Consider the following 13,321-nt stretch of genomic DNA (forward strand, 5'->3'; position numbering starts at 1 on the left):
CCCTCACATCAGCGAGACATCTTCGCGCTGGCCACCCAGGCGCGAGATGAATTTCATGTAAATTGAGACAGTGACAAGCATTACGACAACCAGAGTCATTGCGACCGCCGATCCGTACGCCCAGTTCCGAGACTGCAGGAACAGGTCCACCAGCGCATTTCCGACGAAAAAGACCTTTCCGCCGCCCAAGATCGCTGGGATCAGAAACTCGCCCATCAGCAAGATGAAGACCAGCATGCAGCCAGTTGCGATACCAGGTACCGACAAAGGAAGTGTCACCTGACGGAACGTACGCCATGGGGTAGAGCCGAGATCAGCCGATGCTTCCAGAAGGCGTTTATCCAGTTTGTCTAAGCTTACAAAAATCGGGAAAACCATCAGAGGTAGATACCCATAGACAATCCCGACAAGCACAGCGAACGGCGTATTTATCAGGCGGATATCATCGATGCCGATCGACTCCAGTAAAGCGGGCAAGCCACGCCCCCCAAGGATGAAAATCCAAGCGTATGACCGGATCAGGATCGATGTCCAGAACGGCACGATCACTAGGATCAACAGCGAAGTTCTCCACTTTGGTGAACAACGCACTGCAAGAAAGTAGGCGAGCGGGTAGGCAATTACCAACGCAGCGATAGTCCCCAGAGGTGCAAGGATCAAAGTGTTCTTAAACGCCGTCCATCGCGCAGGAAGGTTGGCATATTGTTCCAACGTGAACGCTGGAACGTAGCCTCCGGCGGCACCCCGTTCGCCAAAGGAAAAGACGAAGACGACCAGCAGAGGAAGGGCTAGCATTACCAAAAGCCATATTCCTGCTGGAGCCAGCAACAGTGCTTTTCTGCCTCGTACGGTCATTTTGTCCTCGTCTTTTCCGATATTGGCGGCCTTGCCGCTTAGGCCGACTTGAAGCGGGCGAGCAACTCGGCACGGTTTGGATCGGTTAGCGTAGCCGCCGCGCCGAACTCGAGTGCATTCAGAAGGTCAGCTGCCGGATAAAGGATCGGATCTTCCAGTAGTTCCTTCGGCAGCAACGCATTGGTGCGAGCATCAGCCGATGGATAGCCGTGGGCGAGGACTTCTTTCGCATTAACTTCCGGGTTCAGCAGGAAGTCGATCAAGGCATAAGCGGCATCCATATGGGGTGCGCCCTTAGGAATAGCGTAGTAGTCGGACCAGAGTTCACCGCCCTCAGTTCCCAGAACGTAGGCGATTTCAGGCAAGTCGACATTCATCTGCTTGCCGTCACCTGTCCAGCACATCGTCATCCAGGCGTCACCGTTACGCATCGGTGGCTGATAATCCGACGAGATTGCAAACAGATGCGGTTTGGCATCCAGTAACAATTTCTCGGCATCCGCCAGTTCCTTCTCATCGACCGAGTTGAAGGAGTAGCCGAAGTATTTCAGGGCATTACCGATGGTGGTGAGTTGGTAATCATGCACCATTGTCCGGCCTGAGTAACCTTCCATAGTAAGGTCCCAGAACTCTTTCCATGTGGTTGGAGTCGGAGCGCCGTCAAGCTTGCTGGTGTTCACTGCAAAGCCAGTCGTGCCCCAGTTTTTTGGGACCGCGTAAAGCTGGCCATCGACAGAACCGGCATCGGAAAAGCGCTGTTCGAATGAACCTGCGTCGTAGTTTGGCAGTTTGGACGTATCGAGCGGGATGATCAGATCTTCACCCACATACGTAGTGATCGTGTAGTTGGTTGGAACGAAAACGTCCCAGCCAGACCCTCCAGCCTGTAGTTTTGCCAACATCTCTTCATTCGAGCCAAAAACATTGACCTGAACATGGGCGCCAGTGGCTTCCGTGAAGGCTTCGAAGTTCATCTCGTCATGGTAGTTCGGCCATGTGGCGAGGATCACTCGGTCGCCAATGTCCCCGGCAGCAAATGCCGGGCGTGGACGCAACCCAGGAATGGCCGTGCCCAGAACGGCCGTTGCCATCCCAAGACCTGTCACGCCTAAGAAATGTCGCCGTGTAACCGAACCCTTTTGGTACCGGCGAAGCTCTTCCATGAACTTTTGCTTGGAAATAGTCCCATTATCCTTGGTCATTGTGAACCTCTCTGTTGTTGGATTGCGGGATTTGTTATTTTTCCAGGATCAGCAGTGCGCCTTCGCCCCATGAAACAAAGGCCTGCTCTCCTGCATTGAACGTCCCCTCGTTCAATTCCGCTTGCCTTGGCACAAGTACATGGAAATCACCCAGTGCTTCGTTGCGCGCAAGGTATTCTGTGTGCTCCCCAAGGAAGATCCGATTTTGAATGGTAACTGGCAGAGCGATTTCAGCTGTGGGTAGCGCGCGGGTCAGCGTGATCTGTTCAGGACGGATACTAACGCACACTTCCTGCCCTGCATCTATTGGAATCTCCGGAGTTCCGTGCACCTTTTGGCCACTCGCTAAACGCACAGTGATTTGGTCGGTTGCTGAGTCAGTCACAGTTGCATCAAAGAAATTTGAGGTGCCTACAAATCCAGCCACGTAGCGGCTGCGGGGCATGTCATAGAGTTCGCGTGGGCTGCCAACCTGCACAATACTGCCGCCTTCCATCACACAAATTCGGTCGGACATTGAAAGCGCTTCTTCTTGGTCGTGCGTGACGAGGACAAAAGTTATTCCCAGTTGTCGTTGCAGGTTCTGCAGTTCAAACTGCATTTCTTTTCGAAGCTTTCGATCCAGAGCAGCCATTGGTTCATCAAGCAGCAAAAGCTTGGGCTCGTTTACGATCGCACGCGCCAAAGCGACGCGTTGCTGCTGACCACCAGACATCTCCCAGATGCGACGTGGGCCAAACCCACCAAGACGGACAGTTTCCAGCGCTTGCTCAACCTTTGTCGCGATTGTTTGTTTGTCTACGCGTGGTCGTTGTTGGCGCAGGCCGTACGCGATGTTGTCGAACACGCTTAGGTGAGGAAAAAGAGCATAGTGCTGAAACACCATGTTGACTGGGCGATGGTGCGCATCCAAGTCGTTGACGACTTCTCCATCGAGCAACACCTGACCTTCGGTTGGCTTCTCGAAACCTGCCAACATTCTAAGCGCAGTGGTTTTGCCGCAACCAGATGGGCCTAAGAACGACAGGAACTCTCCTTTCCCAATGGAAAGATTCAGGTCTTTGGCGGCGACCACATTCCCGAAGGTCTTGGTCACTCCTCGGAGTTCCGCAATCGTCTGCATGGTGACGCTCATGTCAAAGCTCATATACTGCCGTTTTCCTTTTGCTTGATTTTTTGGCATTTGTTGGCATACCACTCAAACAAGGAAAAAGTAACAATAACTCGGAATAACTGTATATACCACAATTGGGGTATAGAGGTGCTTTTCGAAAATCTGGAGCGGCGTGTGTACGATTGGATGGAAGAGGCCGGCAGGGTCGTGGAGAAGATCGGAACCCCAGAATTTCCATGTGCTTTGGCAGATGGCTTACGGCAGGTCGCACCATTTGATTTTACGGTGGTGTTTGGCCATGTTGGAACCGAAGCACCAATAGACCTTCACGACGATTTCCCCAAAAGCAAACGGCGTATTTTTGTTGAGGATTACCAAGCCGGGCCCTACGTACTTGATCCATTTTTTTTGGCCGCGACAAAACCAATAACACCGGGTCTGTACCGCATGCGCGATATCGCACCGGACAGGTTCTATCAGGGCGAATACTATCGCAGCTATTACAAAAGGACTGGGTTAGCAGAGGAGATTGGCTACTTTATCGATATCCCAGGCGCTGGGATGGTTGTGGTCTCGCTCATGCGAGCAGAGAAGCCTTTTTCCGCCAAGGAAATTCGTCATTTGCACGCTCTATGGCCGCTCGTTCGGGCAGCCTGTTGCAAACATTGGAGTGACTTTCCAACGATGGCCCGCGGCGCCGCAGCGAATGGCGTTAGTCGTCGCGTTGATCTAGCATTCCAGGCATTTGGCGATGGCGTTCTGACGCCACGAGAACGAGAAGTCGTTGAGTTCACATTGAAGGGCCATTCGGCAGAAGCTGTTGGCACAATTCTCGGCATCTCTCCAGGCACAGTCCGCATCCACAGACGCAACATTTACGCGAAACTTAGGATCAACTCGCAGGGTGAGCTTTTTTCAAAGTTCATTGAAAAGGCGCTTTAAAAGGTTCCTTGAACACCCACTTTATCCGTTTTGCCGACCTTGCTACCTTGTGGGTCTTGTCAGAAGAACTTGTCTTGAGGCAGGCAGGACGGTTGCGTAGCTTTTGCCCATGACCAAACCTGCCTCTTTCAAGTACTTCAAAACCAGTCCCGAGGTCATCCGCCTTGCGGTGATGCTGTACATCCGTTTCCCGCTCTCGCTTCGAAATGTCGAAGATCTGTTGCACGAGCGAGGCATCGACGTGAGCCACGAAACCGTCCGATATTGGTGGAACAGGTTTGGTCCAATGTTTGCAGCTGAGATCCGACGGAAGCGTGTGCAGCAGCTGCGCGCGTTCTCGAAATGGAAGTGGCACGTGGACGAGGTTTTCGTAAAGGTGAATGGCAAGCGACATTATCTGTGGCGTGCAGTAGATCACGAAGGTGAAGTGCTGGAAGCGGTTGTCACCAAGCGCCGAAACAAGGCTGCAGCACTAAAATTCCTCAGGAAATTGATGAAACGGCACGGTTGCGCCAAGGAGGTCGTCACAGATCGCTTCGCTTCCTACAAGGCTGCGCTCAGAGAAATAGGCGCGTTCGAAAAACAACAGACGGGCAGGTGGCTCAACAACCGCGCCGAGAATTCACACCTGCCGTTTCGACGACGCGAACGCGCGATGCAGCGTTTCAGGCGCATGCGAAGTCTACAGAAATTCGCCTCCGTCCATTCCTCCGTCTACAATCACTTCAACCAGGAAAGATCGCTAGCCAGTCGAGACACCTTCAAGCTGACCCGCGCCGCCGCTCTTAGCGAGTGGCGTCAGCTTTGTTCCGGATAGGTTCGCGGTTTCCGCGGCAAACTGAGACTGGTTCGAATTCGTCTGACAGCACCAGTTCAACTGGCGGACTGAATGAAAAAGCGCGGGACTTCTTTGCCAAGTCACAAATGCAACATTAACAAAGAATAATGAAATACTTGCTCCAAACGCCAAGTGCCAGAGCAATCCTGATGGCACTCTTTATAATCATTGTTTTGAGGGTGTGCAGCCATGAAGGAGCTGGATACCAAGAGCCGTATAAAGAGTTTTGGGACGTCAGAGGCAGGCCCTAACCCGCGCTGTCACACTCTTATGTGTCTTCTTTCCGCTCATAGCAGTCATTTTAGAAAATAGTCAGATGACCAAGTTAAGCCCGAAGCTGACGTTTGTCTTCGGCGACCCAAAGTAGCAGTGTTTGCGATCGTGCGTTTCCAATATAAGGTCGCTGGATGCTCATTCAAAAGTGGGTGTTGAGCGGCGAAAAAGTGATCGAAAGGTACGGACCTTGGCCTTTTCTAATGATCTGATACCCGTATTCTTGCTGTGTGTCGCATGCTTCACCCTCGTCACAACTTTGCTGTACCGCCTGATGTATGCCGTGATACATAACCGAATTGCCGACGAACACATCAAGCTTCTTGATTGGGGCGCATTCAGAATATCAGTGATACACTCGCTGTTGCTGACACTTGGCTTTAGCGTAACTCGAGACGACTTCACCGACTTGAGATCTGTTGCCAACCAGCAGGCCATAGAAATAGAGCAAATTCATAAAGGCTTGGGTTGGTCGAGCGACCCGGAAGCTGCGATCATTAGAGCCAAAGTGGCGGAACTGGCAAACGTCTTAGTCAATGAGGAATGGCCCCTTCTCAGGGAAGGCGAGCTTTCGTTGGCAGCAGACGCGCTAATGCGTGAGATCGGTACTGGCTTGATGCATCTGCGGTCAAACGCAAACGAACCGATTGCAGAAAACCTTCTTACCAGTCATCTGGTTGTGCAAGAGACCCGTGCCACTCTCAGTTTGAATGTCCTGTCTGGCCCAACCCGGCTATTTTGGACGATCGCTTCAGTCGGTTTTGTTTTTACTTTTATTTGTTTGCTAGCATACCCCTTGAGTAGTGCTTCTACGGCGGTGATGGCGATGTTTGCGGCATTGAACGGAGCAGTGCTTTTTGGAATCGTCGTTATGGGGAATCCATTCGAGCGGATTGTTAAAGTCACACCAGTTTCACTTGAAAAGGTGATCGAAAGATCATTTTGAGGGTTAGCCTGAACACACAGCTTAGATAACCGCATAGGGCGGTTTCGTCTGTTGTTTTTGGGCGGCTCAAGCCGCTTGCGGCGAATGTCGAGTTCGTCCGCTGAGCAGCCGTCGGAGCAAGCTGTAGCTTAGACCATCCAACAAGTGTCACGAGTTCAAGCTTCAGGCTTCGGATTATCGCGGCGAGATCATCTGTAAGGATTTGTAAACTGAAATCCTCTCCGTCGTCAGACCACGCCTCTGTTCCAAAGTAACGCATCGTCAGTCTGATCATCCGGTAATGTGGGGTGATTAAATCGCGGTGCGTATCCCAAACCCGATGATCCGCATTCGAACCGTGAACAAAGAACACCGGTTCACCTTCGCCGTGCTGGGCGTAGGATAGCCTCGCTGCATTTATCGCAACTCTGTGTTCCATTGCTCTGGCGAAGAATTCTTGTTGCATTTGTTTTGGAGATACAGCGCCAGACCCGAAGGCACTTGGAGCAATGGTTCAGCTGTGTTCAGCCAAGAAAGCCAGGGCGTCCCTTTCAAAACGTGGCCATTCCGGGTCGTTGTCCGGGATGGTATGGTTCGAACTTTCGTAGGCGATGAACTTCGCGTTGGGCAATCCCTTTGCAAACAACCGTCCTTGTTCGACCGGTTGCATCCTGTCACCGGTCGCATGACAAACAAGGCACGGCACTTCGACCTTGGAAAGTATCGGTGTGATATCGATGTTATCAATCACGCCACGATACCGCCCCATGTTTTCGGGTGAAATCATCTTGCGCATATCTTCGGCATATTGCCGCCGTTCTTCTTGGCTGGCGCCCGGCACGATGATTTGTGCCATTAAATCACGGAGAGACGGATAATCATCGTCCCACCCGGCAGTCATCATCTGCTTAATTGCGCTGGCGCGTTCCACATCTCTTTGTGACGTTCGTCTTGCCCGACCAATCGGGAACCCACCTATCATTACGATCGCAGACACGCGGTCAGGTCGGCGCGCTGCGAAGGCGGCTGCCACTGCGGACCCCTGTGATATTGCAAGGATCGGCGCGCGCTTTATACCCGCTGCGTCAAAAACGGCTTCCAAGTCATCAACGAACCGTTCGAACGTGCAAGTTTCTGCATCCCAGTCAGATAGACCGTTGAGCCTGGCATCGAAACGCACCAAACGATGTCGTTGAGCGATGGAAGTGTAAATTGGAGCTTTGCCCGGATTGCGCCAGTCAAGTTCCAAGTGTCCGATCCAACTTGGCGCCTTTACGACCGGAGCACCGTCCCCAACTGAGCTCCAGGCCAGGCTAATGTTGTCGTCAGTTTTGCAATACCGAATTTCCTGCGTTTTGGCGAAGTTAGCGCGCGATTTGGACACATGTTCATCGGTGAAGTTGATCGACAACACTTCGATTGGCTGTTCAATGCCTTTGAACGTATGGAGCCCTTCACGGCGCAAACGTTTGGCATAATCCGCTCCGGCAAGATCACAAAGTACCTTTGAGGCCAGAATGCCCCCGGGTTCGGCTGCCGATTGGAGCCGCGCAGCGATGTTGACGCCGTCTCCGAAGATATCATCGCCATCGACGGTGACGTCGCCGACATGCAAACCCGCTCTAAGCTGGATACGTTCTGGAACCAGGTAAGGTTGGTCTGGCTCTCTTAACTTGGTTTGGATCGAAATTGCCGCTTCCAGGGCGTTTCCTGCCGACGGAAATTCAATCAATGCTCCGTCGCCCAACAGTTTGACCACCCGGCCAGATTTTTGTTCAACGATCGGCGTTACCAAGTCTCGGTACAAGGTGTTCAGTGTTTTGAGCAGTCGCTTGGAGCCGCCCTGCATCATCCGACTGAAACCGACGACATCCAGAGAAAGGAGCGCAGCAAGGCGACGTTGGCTCATTTTCATTTCCCGCAAGTTAGCGCGGAGACAATAGCATGTTCATAAATCGTTAGAACTGACAATTTGCTGGTCCCTGCATCTGTGCTCGCAAACTGCGGTTTCGTCTCGCACAGCAGTCATTCGCCCAATCTCTATGAGCGACTCCTTACAGCCCACAGCGGGAGTCTTCAATTTTTGCTGCACGCTCGCTCAGCCAGAAATTCTCTGAAAGGGCTCGCACTACAACGTTGCGCGGCATGAGCGTCGCTGCAATGCAGCCCATCTCGTCTGAGCGGGCATTGAATGCCGTTCCAAGTAATGAGTTCGAAACCGCTCTTTGGTTGCCTGGTTGAACAACCATCAAGACGTGGACAGCACCGTCATAGGCCCCTTCGACAAGGTCGGGTGTGCGCGCATTGATCCAGCAGCATGAAGAAGGTCAAAGGTGAAGCCGCCTTTCGCGCCGAGTACAAAACCTTTGACAGTGAAACTTTCAAAGGTGACCTTCTGCCAATGCTATTCGGATCAATTTGGGTGGAGCAAGAGTTCAGCTCGCGCAATAGCTGCAGCTGCTGGGATGAACATCGGTGATTGTGGTTTCGCGCAGGCGTTCCACGAGGTTTGCTTCGATTTCGTCGAGGACTTCCGCAATACGTGCTTGCAGGCCTGTTTCGACGCTGCAGTCAGAAAGTTCAGCATCGCCGCCAGCCCCAGAAACAAGCCTTTCGTCGAGTGCCAAATAAACGTCCGCAAGCGTGATGCTTTCGGCTGACTTGGCCAGACGCCATCCGCCTGCATGGCCTTTCTCAGAATGCAAAAGCCCTGCCTCGCGCAGTTTTCCGAGGACTCGGCGCACGACCACGGGATTTGTTCCAGCGTGATCGGCAATGTCCGCCGATGTGCGCACACAGTTCGGTTCTCCGGCCATGTGGCTCAGGGTGTGCAAGGCAAGGGACAAGCGGCTGTTTCGCTTCATGGGCAATTCTTCTCCGGGTCAGACCTAAACGTAACAATTGCAGTTGCATTCGTCTAGTAACTGCGTAAGTTGCGTGACTGTCGCTGCAACCATTGGAGTTCAGACATGCCAGATTCCCGTCTACCCGTCACCGTCCTGTCCGGATTCCTGGGCGCCGGCAAAACCACCCTGTTGAACCGGGTTCTGAACAACCGAGAAGGGCGGCGTGTTGCTGTGATCGTCAACGACATGTCGGAAGTGAACATCGACGCCGATCTGGTGCGCGCGGACACCGAACTCAGTCGAACGGACGAGACACTGGTTGAAATGTCCAACGGTTGCATCTGCTGCACGTTGCGTGACGACCTTCTCAATGAGGTGCGCCGCTTGGCCGCTGAGCGCCGGTTTGACTACCTGCTGATCGAGAGCACCGGCATATCCGAGCCGCTGCCGGTAGCGGCCACATTCGAATTCCGCGACGAGTTTGGCGAAAGCCTGTCCGATGTTGCGCGGCTCGACACGATGGTGACAGTCGTGGATGCGGTGAACCTGCTCAAGGATTTCTCCAGCCACGATTTCCTGAGGGATCGCGGCGAAGTCATGGGCGATGAAGACGAGCGCACGTTGGTGCATCTTCTGACTGACCAGATGGAAATTGCCGATGTGGTGATCCTCAACAAGGTCGCTGACGCGACCGAAGGTCAGGTCGATGCTGTCCGCAAGATCATTCGCAGTCTGAATGCGGATGCCGAAATCATCGAGACGAACCATTCAGAGGTTGCCGCAGACAAGATCCTCGACACCGGGCTGTTCGATTTTGACAAGGCGCATGAGCATCCGATGTGGGCCTAGGAACTTTACGGCTTTGCGGACCACGTGCCGGAGACCGAAGAGTATGGGGTGACCTCCTACGTTTACCGTGCGCGCCAGCCCTTCATCCCGGAAAAGATTCTCGCGGTTCTGAATGGGGATATGCCCGGGGTGATCCGAGCGAAGGGTCATTTCTGGATCGCAACCCGCCCTGACTGGGTGGCCGAGTTCTCACTGGCGGGCGCGTTGTCCAGCGTCAAACCTATCGGCACATGGTGGGCCTCTGTCCCCCAAGACCGCTGGCCAGACCACGCATCAGCGCGCGAGTACATGCAGCGGCATTGGGTTGAGCCTTGGGGAGACCGGCGGCAAGAGCTTGTGTTTATTGGTTCTGGCATTGATTGGCCTGCTCTCAAGGAAAAACTCGATGCCTGCCTCGTGCCATCGGTCATGGCTGCCAGACCAGATGCTTTGCCGCTGGACATGCCCGACCCGTTTCCCGGCTGGCGGCGCGTTGAGGACGCGGCATGAGCTTCGTCCGCAAAACGGTCAAAGACGCAGCAGTCGGCGTTGCTGTTGCGGGCGACCCTGCGGGACTGCGCGCCTTTTTGCAGCCAGGATGCGCTGCGGCTATTTGTCGGCGAAACATGCAGAAAGATGTGCAGTCCTGGCTTGAATCCGTGCCCGAAGATGCCTTGCCGAATGGCCGCGTCATTCTCCCCAAGGGTGCCGTGGCCGAAACCGTTGGACATCTTTGCGATATGTCGGCCATGCCAAACGGAGGTGAACGTGCCTGGCTTGAGGCAGATATCGCGGAAATGGCGCGCATGTTCGCGGACCTGATGCAGACGGATTACCTGCGTCTGCGGCTGGACAGGATCCAAACCAACGCCTGTCGCAGGTTCCACATTGACGCGATCACTGCCCGCCTTGTGTGCACCTATCGCGGCACGGGAACCCAATACGGTGTTTCCACGGATGGCGCCAAACCAAAGCGTGTATTCACGGTACCAACAGGCGCGCCAATCCTCCTGCGAGGCACGCTCTGGCCTGCCGAACCGCCGTCAGGCCTTTTGCATCGTTCACCGCCGATTGAAGGGACGGGCGAAACCCGTCTGGTGCTCGTTGTCGACCCAGTTTTGGACCCGGACGAAGCTGAATGAATTGCTGAGGCTCCTAAACTGAAAGCGCTACGAAGAGGGAGCATAAGGCAGAGTTTGCCGAGGGGCCGCTTTGGGGACGCAGCAGAGCAGAGAAGAACTGGTTAAGATATGGCAGGGTTTACCGGAACTGCCGGTCGCTTGAAACGACCTGGAGATGAGACTTGTCCGGCAGAGCGGACCTGCAGCAGGACTACGCAAAGGACCGCCCCAAACCTTAAGCGCTCAGATGGTGAGTGGCGTTTCGAGGGTTTGAGATAAACAGTCAGGCGCAATTGACGCGCCTGACTGGTCAACTTTCAACCGCCGCAGGTTTACTGCATGGCTTTGTTGATGAAGTCCTCGACAATGTTCGACATGTCGAAGGACGCCCCACCCTGCACAGGAGGAAAGTCCACGAGGCTTTGAAGGTGTTCTGCCATCAGAACGTTCATCGGCTGAAACAGCCATGAAATCTTCTGCAACAGATGTGCTTGAGCACTTATATCATCGTAGCTTTCGTAAGGATCGGCCCGCAGATTGTACATCATTGGCATGGTCTGTGGCTGGATCGGAGCGTAGTAGTCTTCCTTGGTCGAGAAGTGCATTTTCCACGGCCCCATACGTACCGCCATCATCTGGCTCTCGTAGTAGTGGAATATGTGCCGCCGTGCCGAAGCGTCTGTCTCGCCTGCCCAGTAAGGCAAATTGTTCACTCCATCGATATACTGGTTCATCTCTTCGCGCACCATTGCGACCGGGTCCTCAACCCCTGCAGCAACCGCGAGGGTTGTGAACATGTCTTCATGAGCCTGAATACCGTTGAGAGTAACTCCCTCGGGCAAGACGCCCGGCCACCGAATAATCGAAGGAACGCGGATGCCACCTTCGTACGTGGTCATTTTCTCGCCCCGGAACGGTGTGGTGCCACCGTGCGGCCACGAGGAATGCTCTGGCCCGTTGTCGGTCGAATACCAGACGATGGTGTTCTCGCTCAGTCCTTGCTCGTCTAACCAGTCAAGCACTCTCCCGATATCGTTGTCGTGTTCAATGATACCCGAACCATAAAAGTCGTATTCGGAAGTGTAATCCTCGGCCAAATAGCGGCTCTCGTCACGCAGACGCGTATAGAGATGCATTCGGCTGGTATTTAGCCAGACAAAAAATGGCTCCCCCGCCTCCTGCGAGGCGGCCATGAATTCGAGTGCCTTCGGAATCATCTCTTCTGTGTCAAAGGTCTTCATCCGTTCCTGCGTGAGCGGCCCGGTATCCTCTATCGTCTGCGCTCCTACTACGCCGAAACGCGGCATCTCGGTCTCATCCACCGTCTCGGTTGCGAATGTGTGCAGAACGCCGCGCGTTCCGAACTGTTCCTCATAGGTTTCAACTGAGCCGGCGTAAGCTTCAGCGAACCGCTGGTAGTCCCGCTGTTCTGCTTCTTCCTGAGTGTTTAGGTGGTAGAGGTTACCGAAGAACTCGTCGAACCCATGTACAGTCGGAAGGTGTTCGTTGCGGTCACCGAGGTGGTTCTTTCCGAACTGCCCGGTGCGATACCCTTCGGCCTTGAGCACTTCGGCCAGCGTTGGGCTTGCAGCTTGGAGTCCAAGGGGCGAGCCAGGTTGACCCACAGTCGTCATGCCCGAGCGAATTGGGTACTGACCGGTAATGAATGCGGCTCGTCCTGCGGTGCAGGAGGGTTGTGCGTAGTGATCGGTGAAGAGGATACCTCCGTCCGCGATGCGGTCGATGCTGGGCGTCGAATAACCCATGACTGCGTGGTTGTAGGCCGATAGGTTCCCCCATCCGATATCGTCACCCCAGATGACAAGGATGTTCGGGCGATCGCTTTCCTGGGCTGCCGCGAAACTGGCAAACAGAACAACGCCGGCAGCAATAGAAAACAGTTTTTGTTTCATTGTGAACCTCTTGTTGAAATAATTTGGTGCAACACAAGCCAACCGCTTCTCAGTTTGAGTTTTTGAATAGAACGGTCAAAGTCTTTTTTGAAAGCTTGGCTTCTGCAAAGTAACACACTCCGACGGCTTCGTCCGCATATCATCTACTCTCGCCATAATTAGCAAATGCGTGCCTTAAGAGTCCGAAGGCGAATTTCTTCAGCAAAAAGAAGATCTTCGGTCGCAGGTTAAGTTGACGCTCATTTGTTGCGCTCTAGTTACCTCGATACCCTTGTTTTGTCAGACCGCGTTGGTGATCAAACACTGCGTTACTATGGTCGCATACGGTCCGAAAGTAAGGTACCCACGTTGCTGGATCGCCGGTAGTGAGTGACGTTGATCTGGCTCAGGCTGTATGGCCGTAAACGCTGTCTGAGTGGGGCCTCGCGTGTGCCAAACTTGTTTCCCCAACCTGGCCTCGCGAG

At 53.8% G+C, this 13,321-nt stretch carries 11 protein-coding genes and 1 pseudogene; 5 read left to right on the top strand and 7 right to left on the bottom strand.

Annotated elements, in window-relative coordinates:
* Window positions 1–3: 3 nt before the first annotated feature.
* Genes K3752_RS05590 through K3752_RS05600 form a run of 3 tightly spaced genes read right to left on the bottom strand, consistent with a single transcriptional unit; the run spans window position 4 to window position 3,204 of the window.
* Complete coding sequence (locus K3752_RS05590; protein ID WP_260065432.1) at window positions 4–855, bottom strand: ABC transporter permease; 852 nt, start codon at window positions 853–855, stop codon at window positions 4–6.
* Window positions 856–893: 38 nt separating this feature from the next.
* A complete protein-coding gene (locus K3752_RS05595) occupies window positions 894–2,057 on the bottom strand; it encodes a PotD/PotF family extracellular solute-binding protein (RefSeq protein ID WP_260065433.1) in 1,164 nt (387 codons plus the stop codon).
* A 34-nt stretch (window positions 2,058–2,091) separates the two neighbouring features.
* Entirely contained in the window at window positions 2,092–3,204 is a 1,113-nt protein-coding gene (locus tag K3752_RS05600) for an ABC transporter ATP-binding protein (protein WP_170343060.1), read from the bottom strand.
* Between the two features lie 153 nt (window positions 3,205–3,357).
* On the opposite strand from K3752_RS05600, the gene K3752_RS05605 reads away from it, so the two are divergent.
* The 3 genes from K3752_RS05605 to K3752_RS05615 all read left to right on the top strand — a co-directional run bounded on the left by K3752_RS05605 (window position 3,358) and on the right by K3752_RS05615 (window position 6,170).
* Entirely contained in the window at window positions 3,358–4,113 is a 756-nt protein-coding gene (locus K3752_RS05605) for a helix-turn-helix transcriptional regulator (RefSeq protein WP_170343062.1), read from the top strand.
* 109 nt (window positions 4,114–4,222) lie between these two features.
* Window positions 4,223–4,930: an IS6 family transposase gene (locus K3752_RS05610; RefSeq protein WP_010442732.1), complete on the top strand. Its 708-nt coding sequence runs from the start codon at window positions 4,223–4,225 to the stop codon at window positions 4,928–4,930.
* A gap of 484 nt (window positions 4,931–5,414) precedes the next feature.
* Window positions 5,415–6,170 carry a DUF4239 domain-containing protein gene (locus tag K3752_RS05615; RefSeq protein ID WP_260065434.1) on the top strand — a complete coding sequence of 252 codons (756 nt, stop codon included), beginning with the start codon at window positions 5,415–5,417 and terminating at the stop codon, window positions 6,168–6,170.
* Here K3752_RS05615 and K3752_RS05620 read toward each other — a convergent pair.
* From K3752_RS05620 to K3752_RS05630, 3 genes are all read right to left on the bottom strand, one after another.
* Window positions 6,127–6,615, bottom strand: coding sequence for an alpha/beta fold hydrolase (locus K3752_RS05620; protein WP_260065436.1), 489 nt, complete (start codon window positions 6,613–6,615; stop codon window positions 6,127–6,129). The genes K3752_RS05615 and K3752_RS05620 overlap by 44 nt on opposite strands.
* Before the next feature lie 48 nt (window positions 6,616–6,663).
* Window positions 6,664–8,058 (bottom strand): alpha/beta fold hydrolase, encoded by a 1,395-nt coding sequence (locus K3752_RS05625; protein ID WP_260065437.1) that lies wholly within the window; start codon window positions 8,056–8,058, stop codon window positions 6,664–6,666.
* A 526-nt stretch (window positions 8,059–8,584) separates the two neighbouring features.
* A complete protein-coding gene (locus K3752_RS05630) occupies window positions 8,585–9,013 on the bottom strand; it encodes an Rrf2 family transcriptional regulator (RefSeq protein WP_260065439.1) in 429 nt (142 codons plus the stop codon).
* A 105-nt stretch (window positions 9,014–9,118) separates the two neighbouring features.
* Between K3752_RS05630 and K3752_RS05635 the strand changes: the two are divergent.
* Together K3752_RS05635 and K3752_RS05640 are read left to right on the top strand one after the other, a co-directional pair.
* A pseudogene (locus tag K3752_RS05635) lies at window positions 9,119–10,333 on the top strand (GTP-binding protein).
* Window positions 10,330–10,965: a DUF1826 domain-containing protein gene (locus tag K3752_RS05640; protein WP_260065441.1), complete on the top strand. Its 636-nt coding sequence runs from the start codon at window positions 10,330–10,332 to the stop codon at window positions 10,963–10,965. Before K3752_RS05635 ends, K3752_RS05640 begins: the two are co-directional and overlap by 4 nt.
* Before the next feature lie 311 nt (window positions 10,966–11,276).
* Here K3752_RS05640 and K3752_RS05645 read toward each other — a convergent pair whose 3' ends face one another.
* Window positions 11,277–12,857, bottom strand: coding sequence for an arylsulfatase (locus tag K3752_RS05645; protein WP_260065443.1), 1,581 nt, complete (start codon window positions 12,855–12,857; stop codon window positions 11,277–11,279).
* Window positions 12,858–13,321: the final 464 nt, after the last annotated feature.

This window comes from Ruegeria sp. B32 (genome assembly GCF_025141855.1).
Taxonomy (GTDB): domain Bacteria; phylum Pseudomonadota; class Alphaproteobacteria; order Rhodobacterales; family Rhodobacteraceae; genus Ruegeria; species Ruegeria arenilitoris.

Bases quoted from the DNA above. Each gene is read 5' to 3' on its own strand.
- K3752_RS05590 (WP_260065432.1), bottom strand. From the start codon at position 855: ATGACCGTACGAGGCAGAAAAGCACTGTTGCTGGCTCCAGCAGGAATA.
- K3752_RS05640 (WP_260065441.1), top strand. From the start codon at position 10,330: ATGAGCTTCGTCCGCAAAACGGTCAAAGACGCAGCAGTCGGCGTTGCT.
- K3752_RS05625 (WP_260065437.1), bottom strand. From the start codon at position 8,058: ATGAGCCAACGTCGCCTTGCTGCGCTCCTTTCTCTGGATGTCGTCGGT.
- K3752_RS05605 (WP_170343062.1), top strand. From the start codon at position 3,358: ATGGAAGAGGCCGGCAGGGTCGTGGAGAAGATCGGAACCCCAGAATTT.
- K3752_RS05610 (WP_010442732.1), top strand. From the start codon at position 4,223: ATGACCAAACCTGCCTCTTTCAAGTACTTCAAAACCAGTCCCGAGGTC.
- K3752_RS05645 (WP_260065443.1), bottom strand. From the start codon at position 12,857: ATGAAACAAAAACTGTTTTCTATTGCTGCCGGCGTTGTTCTGTTTGCC.
- K3752_RS05630 (WP_260065439.1), bottom strand. From the start codon at position 9,013: ATGAAGCGAAACAGCCGCTTGTCCCTTGCCTTGCACACCCTGAGCCAC.
- K3752_RS05600 (WP_170343060.1), bottom strand. From the start codon at position 3,204: ATGAGCTTTGACATGAGCGTCACCATGCAGACGATTGCGGAACTCCGA.
- K3752_RS05620 (WP_260065436.1), bottom strand. From the start codon at position 6,615: ATGCAACAAGAATTCTTCGCCAGAGCAATGGAACACAGAGTTGCGATA.
- K3752_RS05595 (WP_260065433.1), bottom strand. From the start codon at position 2,057: ATGACCAAGGATAATGGGACTATTTCCAAGCAAAAGTTCATGGAAGAG.